The sequence below is a fragment of the Sorangium sp. So ce693 genome, assembly GCF_051521375.1.
In the GTDB taxonomy this organism is placed as follows: Bacteria; Myxococcota_A; Polyangia; order Polyangiales; family Polyangiaceae; genus Sorangium; species Sorangium atrum.
This window is the reverse complement of sequence record NZ_CP150347.1, coordinates 4,212,019-4,238,997: the sequence shown is the minus strand read 5'-3', so window position 1 is coordinate 4,238,997 and position 26,979 is coordinate 4,212,019. Positions and strand designations below refer to the sequence as shown.

The 26,979-nt window shown below is 73.1% G+C and carries 17 protein-coding genes; 8 read left to right on the top strand and 9 right to left on the bottom strand.

Features of this window, described 5'->3' with window-relative positions; all coding sequences use genetic code 11:
- Positions 1-465 precede the first annotated feature (465 nt).
- From WMF14_RS16100 to WMF14_RS16090, 3 genes are all read right to left on the bottom strand, one after another.
- On the bottom strand, positions 466-4,899 hold the full coding sequence (locus WMF14_RS16100; protein ID WP_437801932.1) for a DEAD/DEAH box helicase: 4,434 nt from the start codon (positions 4,897-4,899) through the stop codon (positions 466-468).
- 337 nt (positions 4,900-5,236) lie between these two features.
- Complete coding sequence (locus tag WMF14_RS16095; RefSeq protein ID WP_437801930.1) at positions 5,237-5,485, bottom strand: hypothetical protein; 249 nt, start codon at positions 5,483-5,485, stop codon at positions 5,237-5,239.
- 106 nt (positions 5,486-5,591) lie between these two features.
- Positions 5,592-6,323, bottom strand: a complete 732-nt coding sequence (locus WMF14_RS16090) for a 2TM domain-containing protein (protein WP_437801928.1) — start codon at positions 6,321-6,323, stop codon at positions 5,592-5,594.
- Positions 6,324-6,398: 75 nt separating this feature from the next.
- On the opposite strand from WMF14_RS16090, the gene WMF14_RS16085 reads away from it, so the two are divergent.
- From WMF14_RS16085 to WMF14_RS16060, 6 genes are all read left to right on the top strand, one after another.
- The gene (locus WMF14_RS16085; RefSeq protein WP_437801926.1) at positions 6,399-7,586 is read left to right on the top strand and encodes a serine/threonine-protein kinase; all 1,188 of its coding nucleotides are present in this window, start codon (positions 6,399-6,401) and stop codon (positions 7,584-7,586) included.
- A gap of 85 nt (positions 7,587-7,671) precedes the next feature.
- The gene (locus WMF14_RS16080) at positions 7,672-8,430 is read left to right on the top strand and encodes a CDP-alcohol phosphatidyltransferase family protein (protein ID WP_437801924.1); all 759 of its coding nucleotides are present in this window, start codon (positions 7,672-7,674) and stop codon (positions 8,428-8,430) included.
- A 149-nt stretch (positions 8,431-8,579) separates the two neighbouring features.
- A complete protein-coding gene (locus WMF14_RS16075) occupies positions 8,580-8,984 on the top strand; it encodes a hypothetical protein (RefSeq protein ID WP_437801922.1) in 405 nt (134 codons plus the stop codon).
- Between the two features lie 143 nt (positions 8,985-9,127).
- Positions 9,128-10,525 (top strand): hypothetical protein, encoded by a 1,398-nt coding sequence (locus WMF14_RS16070; protein WP_437801920.1) that lies wholly within the window; start codon positions 9,128-9,130, stop codon positions 10,523-10,525.
- 77 nt (positions 10,526-10,602) lie between these two features.
- Entirely contained in the window at positions 10,603-12,294 is a 1,692-nt protein-coding gene (locus WMF14_RS16065; RefSeq protein ID WP_437801918.1) for a L,D-transpeptidase, read from the top strand.
- A 177-nt stretch (positions 12,295-12,471) separates the two neighbouring features.
- Positions 12,472-13,773: a UDP-glucose dehydrogenase family protein gene (locus WMF14_RS16060; RefSeq protein ID WP_272098003.1), complete on the top strand. Its 1,302-nt coding sequence runs from the start codon at positions 12,472-12,474 to the stop codon at positions 13,771-13,773.
- Positions 13,774-13,817: 44 nt separating this feature from the next.
- On the opposite strand, the gene WMF14_RS16055 is transcribed toward WMF14_RS16060, so the two are convergent.
- From WMF14_RS16055 to WMF14_RS16030, 6 genes are all read right to left on the bottom strand, one after another.
- Positions 13,818-15,428: a sigma-54-dependent transcriptional regulator gene (locus WMF14_RS16055; RefSeq protein ID WP_272098002.1), complete on the bottom strand. Its 1,611-nt coding sequence runs from the start codon at positions 15,426-15,428 to the stop codon at positions 13,818-13,820.
- Complete coding sequence (locus tag WMF14_RS16050) at positions 15,425-17,788, bottom strand: ATP-binding protein (RefSeq protein ID WP_437801915.1); 2,364 nt, start codon at positions 17,786-17,788, stop codon at positions 15,425-15,427. Before WMF14_RS16050 ends, WMF14_RS16055 begins: the two co-directional genes overlap by 4 nt.
- Positions 17,789-17,997: 209 nt before the next feature.
- Positions 17,998-19,968 (bottom strand): S8/S53 family peptidase, encoded by a 1,971-nt coding sequence (locus WMF14_RS16045; protein WP_437801913.1) that lies wholly within the window; start codon positions 19,966-19,968, stop codon positions 17,998-18,000.
- Positions 19,965-21,068: a hypothetical protein gene (locus WMF14_RS16040; RefSeq protein ID WP_437801911.1), complete on the bottom strand. Its 1,104-nt coding sequence runs from the start codon at positions 21,066-21,068 to the stop codon at positions 19,965-19,967. The genes WMF14_RS16045 and WMF14_RS16040 overlap by 4 nt, the downstream gene beginning before the upstream one ends.
- 156 nt (positions 21,069-21,224) lie before the next feature.
- Positions 21,225-21,533: a hypothetical protein gene (locus WMF14_RS16035; protein ID WP_272097998.1), complete on the bottom strand. Its 309-nt coding sequence runs from the start codon at positions 21,531-21,533 to the stop codon at positions 21,225-21,227.
- A 310-nt stretch (positions 21,534-21,843) separates the two neighbouring features.
- Positions 21,844-23,160 carry a DUF4178 domain-containing protein gene (locus tag WMF14_RS16030; RefSeq protein WP_437801909.1) on the bottom strand — a complete coding sequence of 439 codons (1,317 nt, stop codon included), beginning with the start codon at positions 23,158-23,160 and terminating at the stop codon, positions 21,844-21,846.
- 386 nt (positions 23,161-23,546) lie between these two features.
- Here WMF14_RS16030 and WMF14_RS16025 point away from each other — a divergent pair, with 386 nt between their 5' ends.
- Complete coding sequence (locus WMF14_RS16025; protein ID WP_272097996.1) at positions 23,547-25,151, top strand: polyamine aminopropyltransferase; 1,605 nt, start codon at positions 23,547-23,549, stop codon at positions 25,149-25,151.
- A 4-nt stretch (positions 25,152-25,155) separates the two neighbouring features.
- Positions 25,156-26,793: an FAD-dependent oxidoreductase gene (locus WMF14_RS16020; RefSeq protein WP_437801907.1), complete on the top strand. Its 1,638-nt coding sequence runs from the start codon at positions 25,156-25,158 to the stop codon at positions 26,791-26,793.
- The last annotated feature ends 186 nt before the right edge of the window (positions 26,794-26,979 follow it).

Sequence of the window (26,979 nt, the reverse complement as noted above, 5' to 3'; positions counted from 1 at the left end):
GGCGCACGTCGGCGGCCTGCGCGGCGCGCGTGTGACGGAGACATTACACGTCTGTCTCGCGACGCTTGCCCTGCCAGCGCATCTCTCGCGTGATGACCAGCGGAGAGTGGGTCGCCGCGATGAGCCGATGGCGTAGTTACGCCGGCCAGGGATCCGCGGAGAGAGAGTTCAACGCAAAGACGCAAAGGCGCAAAGACGCAAAGGCGCAAACCAAGGAACAATCACCGTGCGTTTTTGCGTCTTTGCGCTCTTGGCACCTTTGCGTTGAACTCTCTCTCCGCTCGCGAGGCAGATCCCTGGCAGGGCCCGCCGAGAAGCGCCGACATGCGCTCCGCGTCAGCCACCCTCCCCTCTCAATCGATCGCCCAGCCCCGAACCAGACCATTGCAGACGAACGCGCGCTCCCCGTCTGCGTCAATCTCGAGTCCATTCCAGGCTTCCTTGACCGAGACGAGGAGGCCGCCCTCACATCGCTGCTCCCGGGGCAACGGCCATCGCCCGTCCCAGCCCGCCCGGCGCGGCGGCGGCCACCGGCAGGAGCGGCACGCCGTCGCGGTAGATGACCACGTTCCCGAGCGCGGCCGGCACCCGCGGCCCCGGCGTGACGATGCCGACCAGGTTCAGCGGGTCGCACGCCGAGAGCTGCACGATCTCGCCGGACAGGGGCTCTCGCCGGACGGCGCGGAGCGCGTCGAGCGCCTCGGGCAGCGCGAAATGCTCGCCCACGAAGCCGGCGACGAGGTGCCCGCCCCGGAGCTGGCCCGCCATCTCGAGCCGCCGGTAGACCCGGAGGAGGTCGCGCCACGCGGGCGGCCGCGGCTCGCGCGTGAGCAGCTCGCGACAGACCACGCCGTAGCGGCGGAGGTACTGGTGCGCGAGCGCCTCGACGGCGTCGGGGCCCTCGGCCCCCTCTCCGGCGTCGCCGGCAGCGGGCGCGAACGGGTCCGGGCGCGATCGAAGGAGCGACCACCTGCCCGACGCGACGGGGCCGCCCCGGCGCGCCCCGCCGCGCAGGCGGCCCGCGCCCAGCGCGACGGGCGCGCCGCCGCCGCCGAGCAGCGAGCGCAGCGCCGCGAAGCCGTCGCCGGTCACGAGCCCCGCGGCGACGAGCTCCCAGAGCGCCTCCTCGACCTCGTCCCGGGAGCGGCCCACGCCGCCCACGAGGTCGTCGAAGAACGACGCGCCCGCGCGCGTCAGGAACGACAGCACGCCCTGCGCCGCCTCGGAGAGCGACGCCGGCGGCGGCGCGCCCTCGGCCTCCCGCGGCGCGAGGAGCCACGGGAGATCGCGGCGCAGCGCCAGCGTGATCGGCGCCGCGCGCGTGGGCGCCGCCGCGTCGCGCGGGACCACGCGGCCCCACGCCACCTCGCCGGACAGGCAGAGCGCGTCGAGCAGCCCCTCGTCGTAGCCGGCCACGCGCGCGGGCAGCACCGCCTGCTCCCACGCGCCGGCGGCGAGCTCGAAGCCCTGCAGCTGCTCGATCACCCGCCCGAGGCCCCCCGGCCCGCGCGCCTGCGTGCCCGGCCGCACGCCCTGCCACGCAAGGAGGAACCGGAGGAGCTCCGCCGCGGTCGCGGGCTCGATCGCCTTGCGCAGGCCGGTGACGGTGCGGCGGTGGATGCGGGCGAGGAGATGGCGGTCGCACCACTCGATCGACGGATCGCTCGGGCCCGCGGCGGCCTGCGCCGGCCGCGACGGCGCGCTCGGCAGGAAGCGCCCGCGCAGCGCGCCGCCGGCGAGCTCGATCCGCGCGAGCGCGGACAGCGCCTCGTACGCGGGCACGTCGAGCCGCGACGCGAGATCCTCGGTCGAGATCGGCCCCGCAGCGCTCAGGAAGCCGCGGACGAGCGCCGTGATCGCGGCGCCGCGATCGACCGCCCCGGCGGCCCCGCGCACGGCGGGCGGCACCGCGACGTCGGGCGCAAACACCGCCTCCGGCCAGATCACCTCGACAAGCGGCCGCCGCTCGGTCGCCACCCAGCGCGGCGCGCGCGGCACGCCGGCGCTCGCGCCCGGGGCGGCGCCGACCTCGGCCGCGCGCCCCGCGGCGCAGAGCGCCTCGAAGTGCCTCGCGAGGCCGCTCCGGATCCCCTCCTCCGCGGGGAGCGCGACCCGGTCGAGCAGGAGCTCGTGCAGCTCGTCCGCGTCGCGCACGTCCGGCCGCGCCTCGGCGACCACCTCGGCGACGACCGCCGGATCGAGCCCGCCCAGCCGCTCGGCGACCTCCGCCGGGAGCCCGCGTCGCACGCGGACCGCCCTCGCGCGGCGCTCCTCCAGCGGGGCGTCGTCGAGGAACGCGTAGGGGTTCGCGTTCAGGATCTCGTGCGAGAAGACGCTCGGCTCCGGCGTGTCGAGCGCGACGACCCGGATCGCCCCGCTGCGCAGGCCGACGAGCAGCGCGCGCAGCCCCTCGACATCCATCAGCTCGGTCAGGCAGTCGCGCAGCGCCTCGCGGACGAGCGGGTGATCCGGCGGCTCGACGTGCGCGAAGAGCCCGTGGTTGTCCTGGCAGCCCTGCTGCTCGGGGAAGATCGAGAGCAGGAGGTCGTCGGCGCGCATGCGCTGGAGCGCCGGCGGCACCCGCCGGCCCCCGCGGAACCGGAGCAGCGCGAGCGCGCGGGACGCGGCCCAGCGGAAGCGCGTGCGGAACATCGGGCCCTGGAGAGCCGCCTGGACGAGCACCTCCTCGAGGCCCTCGGGGCGGACGAGATCGAGCACCTCGTCGATCGGGATCCCGTGCTCCGCCGACAGCGAGAGCAGCACGCCGTCGTCGGTCGCCGCCGCCTGGAGCTCGAAGTCGAACGAGCGGCAGAAGCGCTTGCGCAGCGCGAGCCCGAGCGCGCGGTTCACGCGGCCGCCGAGCGGCGTGTGGACGACGATCTGCTGCCCCCCGGCCTCGTCGAAGAAGCGCTCGACCACGACGGTCGCGCCGCCCGGGACCGCGCCGAGCGCCGCGCGCCCCGCCTCGATGTAGTCGCGCACGAGCAGCGCGCCGCGCGCGTCGAGCGCGCACGCCTCCATGAGCCAGCGCGCCGCCCGGGACCGCGCCGCCCGCGCCTCCTCGCCGCCCTGGCCCCGCTCGGCCGCCGGCCGCGCCCCATCGACCCGCTCCTCGTCGAGGCGCGCCGCGATCTCGGCGCGGAGCGCTGCGACCTCGGCGGAGAGCTCCGGCGTGCGCGCCGGCGCCTCCCCTAGCCAGAACGGCACCGTGGGCGCGGCGCCGTGGGCGTCCTCGACCCACATCTGGCCGCCCTCCAGCCGGATCACCCGCCAGGAGGTGTTGCCCAGCAGGAAGACGTCACCCCCGGACGACTCGATCGCGAAATCCTCGTCGAGCGTGCCGACCTTGGTGCCGTCGGGCTGGAGCACCACGTCGACGGCCGCGATGTCCGGGATCGCCCCGCCCGACGTGAGCGCCGCGAGCCGCGCGCCGCGCCGCCCGCGCAGCCGGCCGCCGATCGCGTCGCGGTAGACGAGCGACCCGGCCCGCTGCCGCGCGCCACGGGCCGCGGACGCGCCGTCGTCCGCCGCGGCGGCGCCGCCCGAGACCATGGCCACCACCGCGTCGAAGTCGCGGCGCGAGAGGCCTTCGTAAGGGGCGGCCCGGCGGACGAGCGCGTAGAGCCCCTCCTCGTCCCGCTCCTCGCACGCGCACGCGGCGATGATCTGCTGCGCGAGCACGTCGAGCGGCCCCTCGCGCGACGCCATCCGATCGAGCTCGCCGCGGCGCGCGGCGCGCACGATCGCCGCGCACTCGACGAGCTGGTCGCGCGTCAGCGGGAAGAGCCGCCCGCGCGGCGTCGCGGCGAGGGCGTGGCCCGAGCGGCCGATGCGCTGGAGGGCGACGTTGATCGACCGCGGCGAGCCGACGAGGCAGGCGAGGTCGACCGCGCCGACGTCGATGCCGAGCTCGAGCGACGCTGTCGCGACGACGACGCGGAGCTCCCCGGCCTTGAGGCGCCGCTCCGCCGAGAGCCGCCGGGCCCGCGAGAGGCTGCCGTGGTGGGCGGCCACGACGTCCTCGCCGAGCCGCGCGCCGAGCGCGTGCGCGACCCGCTCGACGAGGCGGCGCGTGTTGACGAACACCAGCGTCGACCGCGCCCCCTCCGCGAGCGCCGCGATGCGGTCGTAGATCTCGGTCCACTGCTCGTGCGTACAGACCGCGCCGAGCTCGTCGCGGGGCACCTCGATGGCGAGATCGAGATCCCGCCGCTGCCCGACGTCGACGATCTGGGGCAGCTCGCGCGCGCCGGCGACGAGCCGGGCGGCGATCTCGATGGGGCGGACGGTGGCGCTGAGGCCCACGCGCTGCGGGCGGGCGCCGCCCTGGCCGACCACGAGGTCCTCGAGCCGCTCGAGCGAGAGCGCGAGGTGGGCGCCGCGCTTGTCGCCGGCGATCGCGTGGACCTCGTCGAGGATCACCGTGCGCACCCCGGAGAGCGCGCGCCGCCCCGACGCGCTGGTCAGCAGGATGAACGCGGACTCCGGCGTGGTGACGAGCACGTGCGGCGGCCGGGCCGCCATGGCGCGCCGCTCCTGCGCGGGGCTGTCGCCGGTCCGCACGACGGCCCGGATGCCCGGCGCGGGCAGGCCCGCCGCCTCCATGGCCGCGGAGATCTCGGCGATCGGCTGCTCGAGGTTGCGGTGGACGTCGTGGGAGAGCGCCTTCAGCGGAGAGATGTAGAGGACGTCCGTGCGGTCCTCGAGGGCGCCTCGCGCCGCGTCGCGGACGAGCCGGTCGAGGCAGAAGAGGAAGGCCGCGAGCGTCTTGCCGGCGCCGGTCGGCGCGCTGATCAGCGCGTCGCGGCCTGCGGCGATGACCGGCCAGGCGCGCTCCTGCGCCGGGGCGGGGGCGCCGAAGCGGTCACGAAACCACCGGTCGACGACGGGGTGAAACATCCCGTCGAGGGTAGCCCGCCGGGGGGAGAGGCGGAAGCGAGAGGGGCGGGCGGTTGGCGTGGGGGGAGCGGCGCTGCGCGAAGGCCCGCGGCGACCGGGGCGAGCGCTCGACGAAAGAAATCGACAGATGCCTGTCGGGTTCTTCTCTGGCCTTCCGGATGAAGGAGTGAAGCGCGCGGAGGGCGGGGTGAGACGCGTGGCGGCGAACTCTCGTTGTTCGGTGCCCCCTCTCGCCAGCTACCTCGGCACGACGTCCGCCATCCGGACGCCACAGGGGGATAATCAGCGGGCAAAGGCCGTTCACTTCATCGCCTTGTTGGGCCGCATCGATCGACCGTCACGAGAGCACGTCGGTGGCGGTCTTCGCCCCAAGGACGTTAATCACGAGGAGGATTGTGCCGCAGCGCTTCTTGGCGCGCACGACCGTGACGTACGTCGGCCACGAGAACTTCTTGTCCGGGTCCACGTCGCGGTGGACCTCGAGGACGATCGCCAACGCCAGTCTGCCATTCGCGTCTCGAAGCTCGAGCACCAGGTCAGCCCGGAACTCCACCGGGATGAGCTGGTCGAGCGACGACTCGACCACCGCGACCGAGGCGTGCGGGCGACCTCGACGCCCCACTTCCATGGCAGGCCGGCCCAACGTGCTCGCGCGCCGCGAAGGTCACCGCCACGCGTGCGGCGCGCCGCCGTCAGCGGTCGCCGCGGCCTCGCCGGGCCGCGCGATCCGCCTCTTCCTCGCCGAGCTCCTCGAACTCCGCCTCGTCCGCGTCGAGCGGCGCGATCCGCGACCTCTTCGACGCGCCCTCGACCGGCGCCGGCGGCGGAGCGCTCCCGCGGATCTCCTGCGCGATCCGCGAGAGCACCGTCGCGACCCCCTCCTCGACGGCGTGCCCGAAATCCTCCGCGCTCTGCTCGAGGCGCTGCTTGCGCTCGAGGCGCTCGACCCTGCGCTGCTCCTTCAGCCGCCGGTGCTGCTCTTTCCGCGCCTGCGCGGCGCTGCGCTCGATCTCCCGGCGGATCTGGCGCGGGGACACGTCGCTGGAGAGCGCGGCGAGCGCGTGGAAGGCGAGCCCCAGGCCGCACCCGAGCAGCGGCCAGAAGAACCACCACGGCCCGTCCGTGAGCGCGTTCACCGCGAAGAGGAACGCGTTCACGAGGAGGAACGAGAACAGGTGCGTGCGGAACCCCTTGCGCCGGCGCGCAAGGATGGCTTCGCGCGCCTCCTCCTCGCCCCGGACATGCTCGACGTCGCGCGACGCGGCCTCGATGGCGCCCCGCGAGATGCCGATCTCCTCGGCCGCCGCGACGAGCTCGTCATGGCTCACGCCGCGCGCCTGCGTGTCCCGGAGGGCGCGCTCCAGGATGGCCCGCACCTCGGCCTCTGTGTACTGCCGCCCGCTCTGCTTGCCCGGTCTCGTCATCGCTCTCCTCGCGACCGCGCGGAGCATACGCTTGACCGCGTGCGGCCGCGCCGCTTCCATGAACGCAAGGACCCCATGAGCAGCGAAACCGCCTCACACCGCGTGGGGACCACGATCCGCAACAAGTGGACGCTGGAGCGGCTGCTCGGCGCCGGCGGCATGGCCGCCGTCTACGTCGGCGTCCACCGGATCGGCCGCCGGGACGCGCTCAAGATCCTGCACCCGCAGGCCGCGCAGTCGAAGGAGATCTGCGACCGGTTCGAGCGCGAGGCCCAGGCCGCGAACCGCTTCCGCCACCCGGGCGCCGTCGAGATCCGCGACATCGACGTCGCCGAGGACGGGGCGCCGTTCCTGGTGATGGAGCTGCTCGAGGGCGAGTCGCTCGCCCAGCGTGAGCGCCGCCTCGGCGGCCTCCCGCTTGCCGAGGTGCTCCGCTTCACCGCACAGGTGCTCGACACGCTCGCCGCGGCGCACGCGCAGGGGATCATCCACCGCGACATCAAGCCGCCCAACCTGTACGTCGTCGGCGACGGCGCGGGGGACACGCCCGCGCAAGGCGGCGGCCCGCGCATCAAGGTCCTCGATTTCGGGCTCGCGCGGATCCGCCAGGACTCGAGCCTCCAGGGGGAGCTGACGCGGATGGGCCTGGTGCTCGGCACGACGCCGTACATGCCGCCGGAGCAGGCGAAGGGCCGCGACATCGACGCCCGCGCCGACCTGTTCGCGGTCGGCGCCACCATGTTCCGGCTGATCGCCGGCCGCCACGTCCACGAGGCGAGCACCGACTTCGACCTCCTGCTGAAGATGGGGAGGGAGCCGGCGCCGCCGCTCGCGCAGCGCGCGCCGTACGCGCCGCGCGACGTGTGCCTCGTCGTCGATCGCGCGCTCGCCTTCGACCGCGATCAGCGCTACCCCGACGCGCGCCAGATGCTGGAGGACGTGCGCGCCCTCCTGCGCAGCGAGCCGCCGCCGTGCGCGTCGCGGTTCGCGCACGCGCTCGCTCCGGACGCGATCACGCTGCGAGAGCAGCCGTCGCCCCGAGGCGCCGCGGACGAGGGCGGGCCCGCCACGATCGCGGTGCACCCCGCGAGCGTCTCGACCTCCATCGCCGTCGACTGGAGCGACGAGCCTCCCGTGAGCGGCGGCTCCATCACCAAGGAGTGGGTGCGCCCCGAGGCCGCCAAGGAGGACTCGATCGCCGTCGACTGGAGCGACGAGCCGCTCGACGCGGGCGCGCCCGCCTCGCGGCCGGCGCGGCGCTGACCGGGCGGCGGGCGATCCGTCAGCCGGGGGCGAAGGCGCCGCCGCCCGAGCAAGACGCGAGCCGCTCGGCTAGGATGCGCCGGCCATGCTCGGCGAAGCGAAGCGGATCTACCTGGCCACGCGGAAGAAGCACGATCAGCTCTTCAACACGTACCTGATGCGCCCGCTCGCCGGCGGCGTGGTCGCGCTGCTCGCGCGGACCTCGATCACGCCGAACCAGGTGACGCTGCTCAACCTCGCCGTGTTCGTGGTCGCGGCGGCGCTGCTCGTCGCGCTGCCCACGGCGGCGGGGGGCCTCGTCGCCATCGCCGTGCTCGAGCTGAGCTACCTGCTCGACTGCGCCGACGGGATGCTGGCGCGGCACAAGCAACTCGCGTCGAAGGAGGGCCACCTCTTCGACTTCTTCACGGACGAGCTCAAGGCGGTGCTCCTCTCGGGGGCCCTCTCGATGCGCCTCTTCAGCGCCGGCGGCCTCGGGCTCGACGGCGGCCGCTGGCCCGGCGGGGACCCGCGCTTCCTGCTCGCCGGCGTCGTCGGGGTCGCGGTGATCGCCTCGGCGATCTCGCTGACGAACTTCGTCCGCCGCCCCGAGATCAGCGGCAAGGAGACGTCGGTCTCCGCCTATTACGAGACCGCCACGGAGGAGGGGCCCCGGTCGCCCGCCGCCCGGGCGGCGGCGCTCGTGATGACGTTCCTGCGCTTCCTGAACCACTACCCGAGCCACATCTGGGCGTTCGCGCTCGCGGACCGGCTCGACGTGTTCTTCTGGATGTATGTGCTGATCAACCTCCTTTACCTCGCGAAGGGCTGGCTCGGGCTGCTGCTCAGGTTCGGACGGTCGTAATCCCTCATCGCCCCCCGCCGTAGGGCCATGTCATAAGATCAACGCATCGAGACGACCCACCCTGCGTTCGTGTGCGCGATGACCGAGCAGCGTGACCCGCCCCGACGGACTGATGGATATCTTGAGCCCGGTTGCGGTATGAACGCACGATGGAGATTCAAGAACTTTCCGACTTCCTGCGCGCCGATCCTCGCTTCACCACCCGTCGCAAATGGCTGATCCTGAGCGAGTTCGTGTACACTTCCACGGGTGAGAAGGTGGAAGAAGGCTTCCGCTACTTCACCTGCCCGATCGGAGCGCTCACCACCGCCCTGGAGAGGCGGGACTTCGCCGCCATCGCGAAGCTCCCCTTCGCCCTCGACGAGGACGGCGACCCGGACACCTCCGCGGTGCGCCTGGATCTCGCCTACACCGCGTCCGGTGCGCTCGCCGCCTTCCAGCCCGTGGAGTTTCGCGACCACGCGCCCACGCCCCTGTCAGCGCCCGTGATCCTCGAGCGTGCCGAGGCCCAGGCGCTCCGCGACGTGTTGCGAGAGCTCGACCAGTCTGCCTAGCACTCCAGCCGCGGTGAGAGGCAGCACCTCTGGCACGCACGCAGCCGGGTGCTGCTCCCTCGCGCCACGCGGCCATGCTGGCAGCCGCTCCTCGCATCCTTGCAAGCTTGCAAGCTCCCCGGAGGCTCGGTTAAAGCGCCTCGATGCGGAGATCCCTTCCCTGGCTGGCTTGCTTCACCCTCGGCCTCGGGCCTGTCGGCTGCGGCACAGAGGGAGATGACACGACCCCGGCCACACCTGCGGAGTACAAGCACCCTTTGCCGGAAGGCGAGAGCATCTGTGGGCGAATCGACTTCGAGGAGATGTTTCCTTTCTCCCTTCGATCCTCGACGCTCCCGGTGCTCGTCCATCATTACAAGGCGGAAGAGCGCGACACCGCGCGCCAGGTCCTCGCGTTCGTCGAGGAGGGCTGGGACTATCATGTGAACCAGATCGGCATGCGCCCGCCCATCGGCGATGGTGGAGAGTGTGGACCGGACGACGCGTTCGACGTGTTCGTGTGGAGAGGCCACCGCAGCTGCCTCGTCGACGTCCTCGGAGGCGAGCCGTCGACCTCGTGGGACGACCGGCATCCCACCATGATCGTCGATCCGTGGGGGCCTTACGGCGGCTCCGCGCTCGAGGAGACCGTGGTGCACGAGATGGCGCACGCCTCGCAGGCCGCCGACGACTGGAGCGAGAGCCCCGTCGTCTTCGAGATGTCGGCGTTGTTCCTCGACCAGGTCCGCGCGGATCACTACGCGGGCGAGAGCCTGGCCGATTTCCAGAGGCACCCGGACTGGGCCATCGACCACAACGACCATTACGAGACGTGGTCCATGTACGGCGCCTCCATGGTGCTGCTCTACCTCAAGGATCGGTTCTTCGACGGCGATCCGAGGTTCGTCTCGCGCATGTGGCTCGGGTCGCGCGACGCTGCCGGCCCAGGCGACGGCGCGCAGCCCAACGAGCCTGACTTCGTCGATGCGCTCGATGCGATGCTCCGAGACGCGGCGGGCACAAGCTATGTCGAGGCCGTCCCCGAGCTCGCGCGCTGGCGCTGGTACACCGGTGATCACATCGACGACCGCCATTTCCGGCACTTCGCGGGTGGCCTGGAGAACCTCGCGGCGGCCAAGCTCTCGCTGGCGGCCCAGGTCGAGGCCAGGCCGGGCAGGATCGACATCCGCGAGCGCGCGCCGATGTTGCTCGGCACCAGCTATATCGAGCTCTCGGCGGGCGCGGACACGCCTCGATCGCTCCGGGTGTCGCTCGAGGCGCCCGACGACGCGAGGCGCCGCTTCGTCGTCCAGGCCGTCCCCGGTCTGACGCCCGACTCGGACGGCGAGATCCTGGATCTGTCGTCCGGCTCCGCGGAGCTGAAGCTCGCAGCGGACGGGAAACGAACGCTCGTGGTGACCGCGCTGCCCACCGGGGCCTACGATCCCGATACGAGAGGTGAAGATCGGTATCCGTTCACCCTGATCGTGCACCACGACGCGGCCGCCGATCCCGGCGTGGAGGCGCGGCGAGGGCGGCTCTCGGCGCCTGATCCGAGGTGAGGCGCCGAGAGCCCACCTCCATCCGCCTGCCGAAAACTGGCCCTCCTCCCCCTCCTGTGCACTACGGTCGGCGCGCCATGGACACGCCGCCTCGAACGCGCGCCGCAGCCACGCTCGCGGCGAGCCGCCATGCGCTCGCACTCCTCGCGATCGCCGCGTCCCTCTCGGCCTGCGGACGCTCCGGGAGCGCCGCCGACGCGCCCATCGAGCTCCCCGGCGCCGCCGGAAGCCAGAAGGCCCAGGGCGCCTCCGCCGCCGCCCTCGCCTCCCCTGCGGCCCTCGCCTCGCCCACCCCGGCCGAGGACGAGCCGCCGCCCGGCCTGCCCGCGGGCCCGCCGATCGTGTCGCTCGGCGGCGTCGCCACCCCGCCGGCGCCGGTCCCCGAGGGCCGCCCGCGGCTCGCCAGCACCTCGATGCTCACCCGCGTCCTTGCGCGGCCCAGCACCGACGCGAAGCCCGTCGGCTTCCTGCGCGCCGGCGCGATCGTGGAGATGGATCCCGAGCCCGCCGGCACGTCCGGGTGCCCCGGGGGCTTCCGCAAGATCAAGCCGTTCGGCTACGTGTGCGTCGGCCCCGATGCGACGCTCGACCTCGACGACGAGATCGTCCGCGCTGCGGCCCGCCGCCCCGACGTCACCCACAAGCTCCCGTACATGTACGGGACCGTCACGCGCGGCGGCCCCGCCTACGCGCGCATCCCGACCGAGGACGATCTCGCGCGCTTCGAGCCCAACCTCAAGAAGCACCTCGATCGCTGGGCCAAGGACGAGGAGAGCGGCGCCACCTACGGCCTCGACGTCTGGCTCAAATGGAGCGCCGAGCCAGCCCCGCCCGCGCTCGACGCGCTCGCGCAGCGCATCACCGATCGCGAGATCCCCTGGTACCTGCGCGACGGCCGGCGCGCCCCCAACCTCTCCGGCCTCATCAAGACCAGCGACGCCGTGAAGATCGACGAGGTCTCGCGGCGCAACGGGATGGCCTTCCTCGAGTCGTTCCTCCACGAGGGCCGGCGCTACAACGTCACCACCGATCTGCGCGTCATCCCGGCCGACAGGTTCCGCCCCATCCGCGGCTCCGAGTTCCACGGCGTCGAGATCGGCAAGGACGTCGACTTCCCGTTCGCGCTCGTGCGCCGCGCCGGGGGCAAGCGGTGGCGCCTCGTGGGCAAGAAGCTCGTCGACGGCGGAGAGCTCGAGTGGCGATCCGCCGTGCCGCTCACCGGCAAGCAGCAGTTCTTCGGCGGCAAGCTGCACTACGAGACGAAGGACGGCGACTGGGTCGACGACCGCCACGCAGGCCGCATCGACCCTGCCAAGAAGATGCCTGCCTGGGGCAAGAACGGCGAGAAGTGGCTCGACGTCAACATCACGAAGCAGGTGCTCGTCGCCTACGAGGGCACGAAGCCCGTCTATGCGACGTTGATCTCGAGCGGTGAGGCGGGGCTCGATGATCACGAGTCCAGCACCGCGACCAAGCGCGGGATCTTCCGTATTCACACGAAGTTCGTCACGAGCACCATGGACTCGGACACCGTCGGCGAGGAGTTCGAGCTGCGCGACGTGCCTTACGTGCAGTACTTCGAGGAGGGGTATGCGCTGCACGGCGCGTACTGGCACGACAAGTTCGGCCGGCCCAAGAGCCACGGCTGCATCAACCTGTCTCCAGAGGACGCCCGCCGCCTGTTCTTCTGGACCGAGCCGGCCGTCCCGCCGGGATGGCACGGCGCAGCGCGCTCGCTGACCGGCACCGTGGTGTTCGTCCACCCCTGAGCCGCGCGGCGCCTCTGCCGTGGAGCGCCCGGCAGCCCCTTTGCTCAGGGAGGGCAAGGGCAGCACGAACGCTCGGCGCGCGCGCGCACGCGAGAGGAGTAGGACAGATCGATCGAGGGTCACAGTCCGTGCGACTGCCGGCTCGAACGGCGCCGGGGTCGTGGTAGCGTCCCGCCCATGCAGCTTGCCGTCGTGGGAACAGGGTATGTCGGCCTCGTCGCCGGCGCGGGGTTCGCGGATTTCGGGAATGACGTGGCGTGCGTCGACGTGTCCGCTGCCAAGATCGAGATGCTGAAGCGCGGCGAGGTGCCGATCTACGAGCCCGGCCTCGACGTGCTGATCGCGAAGAACACGCGCGACGGCAGGCTCCGGTTCTCCACCGACGTCGCCAGCGCCATCCGCGACGCCGAGATCGTCTTCATCGCCGTCGGGACGCCCCAGGCGGACGACGGCTCCGCAGACCTCTCCGCCGTCGAGGCCGTCGGCGAGACGATCGGCAAGAACCTGAATAATTTCAAGGTGATCGCCACGAAGAGCACGGTCCCCGTCGGGACGGCGGACCGGCTCCGGCAGATCATCGGCGCGAACGCCACCCAGCCGTTCGCTGTCGCGTCGAACCCGGAGTTCCTCAAGGAGGGCGACGCGGTGAACGACTTCATGAAGCCCGACCGCGTGATCATCGGCTCGGACGACCCGAAGGCCCGCGAGATCCTGCGCCACCTCTACAACCCGTTCGTGCGGGCGAGCGATCGCATCCAGCTCATGGACGCGCGCTCGGCCGAGCTCACCAAGTACGCCGCGAACGCGCTGCTCGCGTCGCGCATCTCGTTCATGAACGACCTGGCCGTGCTCGCGGAGAAAGTCGGCGCGGACATCGAGCTCGTGCGCAAGGGCGTCGGGGCCGACCCCCGCATCGGCACGAAGTTCCTGTTCGCCGGCCCCGGGTTCGGCGGATCGTGCTTCCCCAAGGACCTCTCGGCCATCCTCTACACCGCGGGCTCCGTCGGGCACGATCTGGAGATCGTCCGGGCGACGGAGCGGATCAACGCGCGGCAGAAGCGGCTGCTCGCCAGCAAGGTGAGCGCCCACTTCGACGGCGCGCTGAAGGGGAAGACGATCGCGGTCTGGGGGCTCGCGTTCAAGCCGCAGACGGACGACATCCGCGAGGCGCCGGCGCTCACGCTCATCGACGCGCTGCTCGAGGCGGGCGCGACCGTCCAGGCGCACGACCCGCAGGCGATGCCGAACGTGCGCGCCATCTACGGGAACCGCATCCTCCTGAGCGACGGCATGTACGGCGCGGCCGAAGGCGCGGACGCGCTGGTCGTCGTCACCGAGTGGCACGAGTACCGGCGCCCGGATTTCCACCGGCTGAAGCGCATCCTGAGCTCCCCGACGCTCTTCGACGGGCGCAACATCTGGGAGCCGGACGAGCTCCGCGGCATGGGGTTCGTTTACACGGGCATCGGCAGGAAGTAGCGCCCCAAACCCGATAGCGCGGCGCGCCGGCGGCGCCGCGCCGCTCAGGCGTCGTCGTGGCCTGGCGGCAGCACCTGGCGGCGGGTGGTCGGCGCTTCCTCGCCGACGTACCGCGGCAAGTTCGCGGGCGTCTGGTTGCGGCTGCCCGAGAGCTCCTCGCCGAGGTGCCGCGTCCCGTTCGCGGGCGTGTGACGCCGGCTGCTCGGCGGCTCCTCGCCCAGGTGGCGCCCGGCGATCGGCGTCGGCATCGACATCCGCCGGCTGCTCGGCGGCTCCTCGCCGGTGTGCCGGTCCCAGCGCCGCTCGAGCATCTTCCGATCGACGCCGATGAGGCGCGCCGCCGCCGCCTTGTTGCCGCCGCAGCTCTCGATCGCGTGGTGCAGGACGGCGCGCTCGATCACGCGGAGCTTCGATCCCAGCCGCTCGGGCAGCGCGAGCAGGGCGCGCGCCAGCCGGTCGATCTCCGCGGTGGCGTCCACGACCGGGCGCTCGCGCGCGAGCTCCTCGAGCGTGGGGACGTCGATGAGATCGTCGTCCGCGAGCAGCCCCAGCCGCTCGACGACGTTCCGGAGCTCGCGCACGTTGCCGGGCCAGGGCCGCCGGACCAGCCACGCGATCGCGTCGTCGGTGTAGCGCAGCTTGCGCGGGAGCTCGGCGCTGAACGCGAGCAGGAGCTCGATGAGATCGGCGTCGCGCTCGGCGAGCGACGGGACGTGCACCGTGACGACGTTGAGCCTGTAGAAGAGGTCCTCCCGGAAGCGCCCCTCGCTGATGCGCTTCTCCAGGTCGACGTGGGTCGCGGCCAGGACGCGGGCGCGCAGCGGGATCTCCGACTCGGCGCCGAGGGGGCGGAAGCGGCGATCCTCGACGACGCGGAGGAGCTTCGCCTGGAGCTCGCCGGGCATCTCGGCGATCTCGTCGAGCAGGATGGTGCCGGCGCCCGCGAGCTCGAGCTGGCCGCGCATGCGCTTCTCGGCGCCGGTGAAGGCGCCGCGCTCGTGCCCGAAGATGAGCGACTCGATGAGCGTCCCCGGCAGCGCAGAGCAGTTGACCGCGACGAACGGCTCGCCGCGGCGCGAGCTCATCTCGTGCAGCGCGCGGGCGACCATCTCCTTGCCGCTGCCGGTCTCGCCGCGGATGAGCACCGTCTTGTTCGACTCGGCGACCCGCTCGATGATCCGGCGGACGCGCTCCATCCCCGCGGACGAGCCGAGGAGCGCCTTCGTGCCGAACGTGCGGTCGACCCGCTCGCGGAGCCGCACCACCTCGCCCTTCAGGAGCAGCCGCTCGCGCTGGCCCTCGATGATCGGCAGGAGCATCTCCGGGCAGAGCTCGTCCTTCAGCACGTAGTCCTGCGCGCCGAGCCGCATGGCCTCGCGGATCTCGGAGAGCTCGCTGACCGACGTGACCATCAGCGCGGGCGTGCTCCGCCCCGAAGCCCGCACGCGCCGCAGGATCTCCAGGCCGCCGCGGTCGCGCGGATCGTCCGACAGGCGCACGTCGAGGAGCAGGAGGTCCGGCGCGCTCCGCTCCACGGCGGCCATCGCGTCGTCCAGGCCGACCGCCTCGATCACCTCGACCTCGTCGAGCGCGGCCAGGATCTGCCGGAGCGTGCGGCGGCCGCTCCGCTGATCATCGACGATCAGGATCTTCACGCGACCTCGTCCTCCGCGGTCATGGAGACGTCGGCGGCGGGGATCGAGATCACGAACCGCGTCGTGCCGTCGCGCCGCTCCGGCTCGATCAACCACCCGTGGGCGCGGACGATGCGGTGCGTGATGGCGAGCCCGAGCCCGGTCCCACGCGGCTTCGTCGTGTACCAGGGCGCGAAGAGGCGCGACGCGTCCCCCGAGATGCCCGGCCCCGTGTCCCACACGACGAGCTCGGCGCCGCTCTCGGTGGTCTCCCAGACGACCCCGATCGTCCCCTTGTCGCCGGCCGCGTCGAGGCCATTCGAGAGGAGGTTGACGAGCACCTGCGTGGCCTGATCGGGATCGCAGCGGAGCCTCGATCCCGCGCTCACGCGCGCCTCGATCCGCCGCTTGCCGAGCTGATCGCGCAGGAGCATCTCCGCCCGGCTGACGAGCTCCTCGACCGCGAGGCGGCGGCGCTCGAGCTTCCTGTGCGTCACCCGGCGCAGCCCCATCACGAGGCGCTCGAGGCGCTCGACCTCCTCGCAGCCGATCTCGACCTCCTCGGCGTCCAGGCTCTGGTTGCTCGAGCCGCGCTTGAACACGGAGCGGAAGAAGTTGATCGGGTAGCGCACCTCGTGGGTGATCTCGGCCGCGAGCGTCTCGATGAGCGCCGCGCGCTCGTCGCGCCACGCGGCGGCCTGCTCCCGCCGCCGCCGCTCCAGCTCCGCGTAGCTGTGGGCGTGCGCCATGGCGAGCGCGGCCTGGTTGCCGATCGTGCGGAGCAGGTCGAGATCCTCGCTCGTGAACAGGGCGCCGCCGCGCTTCTTGCCCACCTCGAGGACGCCGAGCAGCCGGCCGCGGAACATGACCGTCAGCGAGAGCTCGCTCGCGCTCGCGCTCTTCTCGGAGGGCTCGACCTCGATGACCCGCTCGCCGCTCGACTCGTCCGCCCTCGGCGCCGGCTCGCCCGGCGCGGCGCCGGCGTTGCCCGCGCTCGCGCCGTCGGCCACGTCGACCGCGATGCGACGGAAGGTGACCCGCTCGCAGGAGAGCCAGCGCGCCACCGTGCGCTCAACCGCGAAGGCGACCTCGTCGGGATCGGCGACGAGCGTCAGCTCCTCGCTGAGCTGCTCGACGGTGGGCTTGTACTCCGCGCGCGCCGGGAAGAGCTTCCGATCGCCTGCGCCGAGCGCGAACACGACGAGCGCCGCGCTGACGACGGCGGCCGGCGCCGCGACCTTGATCGCGCCGAGCAGCGGGAGGCCGGCGTACCCCGCGCACGCGGAGCAGAGGATCACCGTGAGCGCGACCATCATGCAGGCGATGATGACGCGCGTGAGCGGGCGCGACAGGAGCGCGCGGCTCCCCCAGAGGTCGTAGCGGATGAACGCGACGACGCTCGAGACGGGCGTGAGGGCGAGCGCGGGGATCGCGAACCACGCGAGCGTCGACGCCGGGGCGCCGAGCATGGCCAGCATGAAGCCCAGGGCGATCACCACGTGCGGCGGCGCCATCGCGAGGAGCAGCGCGCGCAGGGTGCGGCGGCGGTCGCCCTCCGCCGCGGCGAAGCGGAGGATCAGCGTGGTCGCGAAGAAGAAGAACGACGCCACGAACAGGATCGCGCAGACGCTCCGGAGCGCGACGGTGGTCCAGCCCATGGCGTGCGAGGCGAGCAGGGCGGCGGCGAGCAGGCCGCCGAGCCCGTGCGCGATCCGCGCGAAGACGGGGTAGCGCGCGATGAGCGGGACGTCGTCCGGCAGCCGCAGCGCCAGCGTGAAGAAGCTCATCGGGACGAGCGCGTAGGCGACGTGGAAGAACGGGACGAGGTGGCGCGAGCTGTGGTAGTCGAACAGCGCGAACTGGAAGAGCGCGGCGAACAGCGCGGCGCTCGCGAAGGCGCGGGCGAGCTTGCCGTGAGGGCTCGCGCTGAGGGCGATGAGCGCGGCGCCCACGTAGAGCGAGGCGACGACCATCAGCCCGCCGGCGTAGAACCACCAGGCGAGCGCGTCGAAGGGGACGAGGGAGAGCTCGACGTCGCGCAGCCCCTCCGCCGTCTCGACGCGGGCCTGCACCGAGCGATGCCCCTCGCGCGCCGCCCTCTCGACCGCCGCATCCCAGGCGCCGGCGCGGTAGCGCCCCGCGGTGCTCTCGAGGCGCCAGCCGTCGACCTCGACGACGCGATCCGGGTACCGGAGGCCCTTCTGGAAGCCCTCCCAGGACGGCAGGCCCACGCTCGAGACCACGCCGTCCGGATCGACGAGCACGCCGGGGAACGGGCGCTCGTACCAGCTCAGAGCGCTCCTCATCCCCGAGCCGCCCAGCACGAGCGCCGCGAGGACGACCACCGCGAGGAGCCAACGCCGATTCTCGATAGCGGGCATCGGGAGAGCCGACGGCGCGCAAATTGCGCCGCCAGCCACTCACGATACGCTGGAACTCCGGGTGAACCAACGGGCCTCGCGCGCCGGACGGCGTGCAACGCGCCCGGCACCCGCGATCCTGGCGCCCCAGCAGCGCTACTACGCAATTATTATTACGTTTTCCCGCGGAGATGAGAGCGGGATCACCCCACGGCGGGACGGGAGCGCGCTCAGGCGGCGCCCTCGTGCGCGTCGCCGTCCGTGGCGTCCGCGAACACGACGTCGGCCAGCGCTCCGAAGCGAGACTCGACCTCGGCGACGGCGGCGGCGTCGGTCGCCGATCGCTCGAGCCGGTCGAGCACGGCGGTGATCTCGTCCCGCACGCGCGGCGAGGGCGGCGGCGCCGCGCGGCTCGCGGCGAGGGCGCGGACGAGGAGCGAGAGCTGCCGCAGCACGGCGCCGGCGCCGTGGGCGCGCCGGCGCCGGGGGTCGCCCGCGGTGAGCCGGGCGTGGCGCACGAGCGCGCAGACGCCGTGGCAGAGGCTCGGGTCGGCGAGCAGCGCCCGGACGGCCCAGCGCGCGAGGCGGCGCGAGTACAGGCGGCGGAGGAGCGGGCCCTCGCCGCGGACGTCGTGCCAGATGCGCGCGGCGCCGTCCTCGCCGATGAGCACCAGCGCGAGCGCGATCGGATCTCCGGCGGCGAGGCAAGCTCGACCGGCGTCGATGCGGCCGTAGCCGTGCTTGGCGTTGTGGCCGTCGCGATCGCGCCCGTCGGGGAGCACGTCCCACGGGTCGGCGATCGGCTCGGCCGACGCGGGCGCCGCGGGAGGCACCGGGGCGAGCGTGCGCATCACGAGGGCGTCGAGCTCGGGCAGGCGGAGCGACGGGTTCTGCGACAGGATCAGGAGCAGCGAGCCCGCGGCAAGCGCCGAGGCCCCGCTCGACTCGGCGTGGCAGAGCCGCTCGAGCGCGGGGGTCGCGCTGGACGCGGACGGCAGTGGGCAGGCGAGATCGTCCCCTGGCGCGAGCCACCGCACCGCCGGGCCGCGGTTGGCGAAGGGGCGGCTCCGCCCCCGGCGGTCCCGCCAGAGGAACCACCCGTCGCCGCGGGCGCCCGGGCCGACGCAGAACACGCGCGGGTCGCTCGCGGGCTCGCCGAACCCGAGCGAGAAGCTCGCGTGCAGCGACTCGGGAGGGCTCGAGGCCTCGCGGCCGGTGGGGAACACGACGGGGCAGCCCCGGCCGCGGCGCCCGAGGCGGGCGGCGAACTCGAGCGCGTCGTCGAGCATGGGCGTCGTCGAGCCCTCGACGTACGCGGCGCACACAACGACGTCGGCGCCGTCGCTGACCGCCTGGACGATCGCGACCGGCAGGGCGAGGACGCACGATCCAGGCTTCGGGATCAGGTAGAGCCGGGGCGACGCGTCCGGCGCGACGCCGCGGAACCCGCCGGGGCGACGGCCCCCGACGGCCCACGCAACCATGAACGCGCCGTGCGCCTGGCTGCGCGGCGGCTGCTCCATCATGACGAGCACCTCGCGCTCGAGGCCGAGCTCGTCGGCCGTCCAGGCGTCGTCGTCGATGACCCCGAGGCGCATCCCGGCGCCGCCCCCGCAGCGGCGGCGATCGACGCCGATCCCGCCGCCCTCGTCGCGCAGGAACCAGCGGCCAGGGGTGACGGGCTCGTCCTCGTCCGACGCGCCGCGCGCTTTCCACCCCTCGGGGCGCGCCGCGGCGCCGGCGGCCGCGTCGAAGCGGGGGGCGACGGCGGCGCTCGGGCGCCGGGCCGACGCGACGTAGCGCACCGGCAGCGCCGCGGCCGAGAGCGCCGCGACGACGTCCGCGCGCCGCCCGCGATCGGGGGATCGGACGCGGAGCCAGAAGATGGGCGTCCGCTCGATGACGCGCTCGACCGCGACGCCAGACCAGCGCTCCCCGAGCGCCTCGGCGACCGCGTCGGGCGCGACGGGGCACCGCGAGGCGACGACGATGTCGAGGGGACCACCGTCGTCGTCGCCGGCGGCGGTGGGGACCGGGGCATAGCCGAAGTCCCACGGCGGGCGCCGCGGGCGCGTCCTCGGCGCGGCCGACGACGCGGGAGGCGGCGCGCTCTTGCGGCCGGGCGCCGGACGCGCGCGCGCGGACCCCTCCTCCGGAGAGCCCGCCCCCCCTCGCGCGGCCGCGCCGCGGCCGCGGCTCATGCCAGCACGGCCTTGGCCCAGGCGTTGAGCGCGTGGGCGCGGTTGGCGAAGCCGGGGCTCTCGGCCTCGCACCGCGCGAGCTCCTGGGCTTGCCCCTCCCTCCCCTCCGCCCAGGCCGCGACACGGCGAGCGCCGAGCACGGCGGCCCGCCGCCGCGCGGCGCGGAAGCACCGGCGCTCGCCGTCGAGCATCGCCGCGAGGACGCCGGACTCGAGGACGATCCGGCGGACGGGGAGCAGGGACGAGGGCGCGTCGGGGATCGGCGGCTCGCTCTGCGCCTTCGGCGTCACCGCGATCCCCCAGGGCGGCGTGCCGAGCGGCCCGTACGCGACGGCGCCGCGGTGGCGCGGCTCCGAGGCGCGGTCCCGATCGCGCTCTTCGGCCTGGGGCTCTCCGTGCGCGCGCGATCGGAGCTCCGAGGCCAGGACGACGGCCCAGGCGCCGCCTCGTTGGTAGTCGTCCTGCCAGTCCATGACGTCGTCGTGGAGCTGCAGCCCGAGCCACACCGACGACAGCAGCCGCGCGAGCACCTCGCGCCGCTCGGCGTTCCAGCCGGCGGCGTGCGCGAGGGCGATCGACGCCGGGAAGCCGACGCTCTGCTTGCCGAGGGAGAGCGCGTAATAGCGGCTGAAGCCGGCGGGCCCGCCGCTCGCCAGGAGGCTGCGCTCGGTCTCGATGGCGAACAGCGTCGCGTCGTCCGCGCGCGCGAAATCGATGGCCGGGTCGTCGACGCCTGGCGCGACGCGGCGGAGCGCGTCGTCACGCGCCCGCCGAGCGTGCGCCAGGATGGCCTCGAGCTGCCAGGTCGGGCGGACCTGCTTGTCCTTGATGCGATCGGTGCCGAACGCCTCGATGACGGCGAGCAGGTGCGCGAGCAGCGCGTCCTGCACCGTGGCCCCGCGGACGCCCGGCATGGCCTCCGCGAGCAGCGCGGGCGCGGCCAGCGTGATCTCGTTGCTGAACACGGCGCTCCAGGGCACGTCGCGCGACGGGGACAGGCCGAGCGTGTAGGCCAGCCCCTGCGCGTCGGCGTGCAGCATCCCGGGGAGGGTCCGCCAGAACGCCTTGTAGAGCTCGTCCACCCAGAGGGCGTCATCCATGCGCGGGCACCTCCATCGCCCGGCGCGCCGCGCCGGGCTCGGCGCTCGCGGTGCGCGGCGCGCTCCGGGCGCCGGTAGATGGCACCGGGGCAGAGCCGCGCCGGTGAGACGTACGCCGATGGCGGTGCAACCCCGCCTGTCGCCTGCGCCGCAGCATCAATAGACGTTCGACTCCTTCCAGGGCGACAGGCACACGTTGAAGCGCTCCTCGACCACGATCGCGCGCCACTGGAGCACCTGGGAGGCGCTCAGCCCATCAAAGAAGCCGCCGATCCAGGAGCGGATGCGGCCGTTGAGCTGCGCGCGGATCCTGGCCGCGTCCACCGGCTCCTCGTCTGCCTCGGGCGCGACGACGTAGAGGGCGAGCAACTGCTTGAACTCGTCGAAGTACTCCTGGTTTCGGAGCAGCGAGATGTAGAGCGCACGCAGCTGTGCGTGCGGGTCGATCGAATTCACGGTTTGCATGGGCCTCCGCCGCCGGCCCACCGCCGGCGTCGGACGGCACATTGCACGTCACGGGCCGCCGGTGGCCAGCGCGTAAGCCATTGAAATCATTCGATCGCCAGCGGCGGCCGGCGGCGGTCGATACCCGAAACCGACCATCATCTGCCCGAATCCGACCGCTCCGCTCGACGCGATGTCGCCTTTCCACGGAGGTGGACATAGACATGTCCAGCGCTGCTCGTGCCCGACACGACACCAGCCGGGATCGCAAAAGACGCACCGACGCAGGCCGTTTATTTCATACGCAACCGAATAGAGCAGTGAAACTGGATCACTTCCCACCGCCGAAGCTCGGGCTGCCCCCCCCGCTCGGAATGAAGATGACGCCGCCGCCGCCCCCACCGCAGTCGCTGAGCGCGATGAGAATGAGGAGGACGACGATCAGGACGACGACGATGACGACGACCGTGCCGGCGCTGGCGCTCGTCCCGCCGCCGAACGAGGGGCTCGGCGGGGGCGGCAGGTGGAAGGCGGCGGCGAGCTCCTTCCCTGGAAGCGGTGAGCAGAATGACACGCTCACCTCGGTCGGGGCCTGCTCGATGCTGACCTTGCCGCCTTCGCCCTCGTACTCCGTGGCCTGCACCGCCTCGCCGATCTCGACCTTCCAGTAGAACTCGCCGATGACGTATTCCACCTCGGCGTGGACGCTCTGCTTGAGCGCGTACGTCCGCCCTTGATAGCTCGCCGTCGAGCCCATCGGCTGGACCTCGCCGGGTGAGAGAGGCGTCACGAGCTGCCACGCGCCGTCCTCTTCCATGAGCCATAGGTAGCCGACGCTCGGCCCGCCGTAGAGCAGGTACTCCCGCCAGCGGTAGCGCTCGCCCTCCACCGTGCAGCCCCGGATGACGAAGCCGATGCAGAGCACGCGCGTGCCGCGGAGCTGGCCCTCGGCGCCGAGCGGGACGTACGGCTCCATGGGCGGCCGTGGGACCTGGCCGAGCGCGACGAGCGCGCCCTTCGTGAGGTCGCTCGCCGTACCGCAGTACCGGCAGACGATGCGCTCCGTGGTGCCGGGCGCGGCGAGCGGAAGGTTGCCGCCGCAGTTCGGGCACGCGACGGCCGACACCTGCGCTGTGGGCTGGTCCACAGGGGCGCCGGTGTCGAGCTTCATCACGGCCGGGTCGATCTGCCGGCCCAGGTAGAGCTTGGGCGGGATCATCCGCCCGTCGCCGTAGTCGAGCGTCCCGAACTCGCCCCTCGGCCCAGCGATGTCGACGAAGCCCGTCACCACGCCCGGCGCGGCGACGTAGGGCATCTCTCCTTCGGCGGAGATCACACGCCGGCTGCCGACCTCGACGACGGTGAACATGCCGTGCCCCTCGAGGTGGACACGGCCGCCCGGCTGGAGGGAGCTCCACTGCGGCAGCCCGTTCAGCGGGAGCGGCGCCTCGGTGGTGGCGTACCAGCGCCCCTGAGCGAAGGCGACCCACGTCCAGCGACCGCTGGCCGGGAACGCGATGAAGATCTCCTGCCAGGGCGCGCCCGGCGCGCTGGCCCGATCGAGCTGGACGCGGCCGTCGACAACGAACGGCTCGTTGCCCCACCGCCCGGTGACGCCGAGCTGGAGGGGCGTTGGTATATCGACCAAGTCGGCGACGCGCCCGACGGCGCGGAGGTCCCGATCGGTGCGCGCGACGACGAACTTGCAGTGCTTGCACACCTGCGCCATCGCGCCCGCGAAGCGAAACGTGATCGGCGCGCCGCAGGAGGGGCACGCGGCTGCTCGGTCGAAGGGCGTGCTCACGCGAGCACCATACTAGAAGCCTCGACGACGGAAGAGGAAGCGTTTCAGGTGCGCTCGTCGACATCACACGCAGCACGTCGCACGGAGCACGGAGCACGGAGCACGTCGTGCGTACCGCACACGCCGCACGCCGCAGCTCGTCAGCGCGCGGACGCTCGCCAGAGCTCACCAGCGCGCCGGCGAGCCCGAACAGGCTGTGGTCCAGCGCGAGCGGTGCTAGGACCGCGCCGATGCCGGCCACCGAGGAGAGCCCTGCGGGAGCTCGGGGCGCCCCTCCCGGGGACGCTCCGGCGCCCTTTCCTGCTGCGCAGCCGCTGCCCCGGCTCGTGCACCCGGCGCTCCTCGCGAGCGTGTTCGTCATCGCCACGTCGGGGCTCGTCTACGAGCTCATCACCGGCACGCTCGCGAGCTACGTCCTCGGCGACTCGGTGACGCAGTTCAGCTTCGTCATCGGCCTTTACCTGTTCGCGATGGGGATCGGCTCGTACCTCTCCCAGTACATCGAGAGCCGGCTCCTCGAGCGCTTCGTCGAGATCGAGCTCGGCCTCGCGCTCGTCGGGGGGCTCTCCGCGCCGATGCTCTTCCGGGTGTACACGGCGCTCGGTTCGTTCCGCGCGCTGCTCTACTCGCTCGTGCTGCTCATCGGGGTGCTCGTGGGGCTCGAGATCCCGCTGCTCATCCGGCTGCTCAACTTCTCGCTCGATCTCAAGCGGCTCGTCGCGCGCGTGCTCACGCTCGACTACATCGGCGCGCTGGCCGCGAGCCTGCTCTTCCCCTCGCTCCTCTTGCCGCGCCTCGGGATCCACCAGACGAGCCTGTTCTTCGGCATGCTCAACGCGGCCGTCGCGATCACGAGCACGTTCCTGTTCCCCCTCGATCGCGCCGTCGTCGTCCGGCTGCGGGCGCTCTGCCTGATCGTGATCGCCGGGCTCGGGGTCGCCTTCGCGCTCGTCTCGCGGTTCGTCGAGCGCTCGGAGGCGCTCTATTTCGGGGCGCCCATCGTCTACGCGGCGCAGTCGCCCTACCAGCGCCTCGTCATCACGAGGAGCCCGCGCACGACGCGCCTCTTCCTGAACGGCAACCTCCAGTTCTCGTCGGACGACGAGCACCGGTACCACGAGGTGCTCGTGCACCCGGCCGTCGCCGCGCTGGGGCGCGAGCCGCGGCGCGCGCTGATCCTCGGCGGCGGCGACGGGCTCGCAGCGCGCGAGCTGCTCCGTTACCCGTCGGTCGAGCAGATCCTGCTCGTCGACCTGGACGGCGCGGTCACCGGCGCCTTCCGCGATCTGCCGCTCGCCGCGGAGCTGAACCAGGGCTCGCTCCGCGACCCGCGCGTCGCCGTCCGCAACGAGGACGCGTTCAAGTACCTCGAGGAGTCGACCGAGTCGTTCGATCTCGCGATCGTCGACTTCCCCGATCCGGGCAACTACGCCGTCGGCAAGCTGTACACGGACGCGTTCTATCACCTGCTCCGGCAGCGGCTCTCCGTGCGCGGGCTCGCCGTCGTCCAGGCGACGTCGCCTCACTACGCGCGCGAGTCGTTCTGGTGCGTCGTGACGACGCTCGAGGCGGCCGGCTTCAAGACCGCGCCGCTCCACGTCTACGTTCCGAGCTTCGGCGAGTGGGGCTTCATCCTGGCGGGCGGCGAGGGGCTCGCCGCGCCCGGCGCGCTCCGGATCGATCCGTCGAGGCTCCGCTACCTCGACTCGAGCGGCCTGCCGGAGCTCTTCCGGTTCCCTCGCGATCTCGGCCGCGTCGAGGCGCCGATCAACCGGCTGAACGACCAGAAGCTCGTCTCCGTGTACACGCGCGAGTGGGCCGAGTGGACCCGGTGATCCGGTGAACCGCCGCGGCTTCCTGAGCTCCGTGGCCGCGGGCTGGGTCGTGCACACGGCCTCGCCCGGGCGCGCGCCGCTCGCCGGCGAGATCGTCGGCGCGGCCCACGGCGCGGGCCACCTGCTCCGCGGCGGCCCGCTGCCCGCGGCGAGCGGCCCCGCCGAGCGCGCGGACGTCGTGATCGTCGGCGGCGGGGTGAGCGGGTTGTCGGCCGCGTGGCGGCTCGCCGGCGCCGGGCTCGATCTGCGGGTCCTCGAGCTCGAGCCGAGGCCAGGCGGCACGAGCGCGTGGGGCGACGACGGCGTCGTGCCGTACCCGTGGGGCGCTCACTACCTCGCCGCGCCGAACGTCGAGGCGCGCGCGACGCTGCGCCTGCTCGAGCAGATGGGCGTCGTCACCGGGTGGGACGCGGCGGGGCGCCCCACGTTCGATCCGCGGCGGCTGTGCCACGCGCCGGGCGAGCGGCTGTTCTACGAGGGCGCGTGGCACAGCGGCCTCGCGCCGCTCGACGCGCTCTCGAGCGAGGCGCTGGACGAGCTCGAGAGGTTCCATGCGTTCGAGGAGGAGCTCACGGAGCTCACCGGCAGCGACGGGCGCCCGGCGTTCCAGATCCCGCTCGAACGCTCCTCGCGCGACCCCGAGCTCCTCCAGCTCGACCGGATGAGCATGGCGGCGTGGCTCGATCGCGAGGGGTACCGCACGCCGTTCCTTCGCTGGTACGTGCGCTACGCGATGCTCGACGACTTCGGCGGCGCGCCCGAGGAGATCTCGGCCTGGGCGGGGCTGCACTACTTCGCGGGGCGCAAGGCGCGCACGCCGGAGCTCGCGGGCAGCCGCTACCTCGTCTGGCCCGAGGGCAACGGCCGGCTCGTGAAGGCGCTGCTCGAGCGCGCGGCGCCGCGCGTGTCGCTCGGCGCGCTCGTCACGTCGGTGCGCCCGCAGCCGGGCGGCCGCGTCGAGATCGACTACGTCGACGTGCAGCGCGGCGAGGCGCGCCGTATCGAGGCCCGCGCGGCCATCCTCGCGGCGCCGGCGTTCGTCGTGCGCCGGATCTTCGCGGGGAGCGCGGCGGGCGAGCTGCCGGAGCGGATCGCGTCGGCGTGGCTCGTGGCGAACCTGCACGTCGAGCGGCCGATCGACCCCAACCACGCGTGGGATTCCGTCCTCTACGGCGCCGAGGGGCTCGGCTACGTCGATGCGCGCCACCAGCTCACCGATCTCGCGGCGGCGACGATGCAGCGATCGCGCCTCGAGACGCCGGTGCAGCGCACCGTGCTGACCTACTACCGCGCCTTCGGCGGGCCGGACGTGGCCGCCGCGCGCGCGGCGCTGCTCCGCGCGCCGTGGGAGTCGCTCGCCGACGGCGTGCTGCGCGACCTCGCGCCGGCGCACCCGCACCTGCGCGACGATGTCGAGCGGATGGACGTCATGATCTGGGGTCACGCGATGCCGCGCCCGCGCCCCGGCTTCCTCGGCCCGCGGCCGTTCGAGCCGCGCTGCGCGCTCTCCGAGCGCGTCGCCTGGGCTCACGTCGATCAGCCGGGGATGGCGCTCTTCGAGGAGGCGCACGCCTGCGGCGTGCGCGCCGCCGAGACGATCGCGGCCTCGGCGGGGATCGCGATCGGCGAGAGCTGGCTCTGAGCTCGAGCGCCCGTCGCCTTGGCGCGCGCCGCTCCGCGAGGAACCCCACGTCCTCTCTCATCTTTCAAGAGCAAAGTGCGTCCGGCGAGCGAGCGCCTCCGGAACGGTCCTCCACCCCTGCCGCCGGCCGCTTCCGGCGGCCATGGAGCGGTCGCGGTGGGAGATCCGGCCCAGGATTTCAGCTTT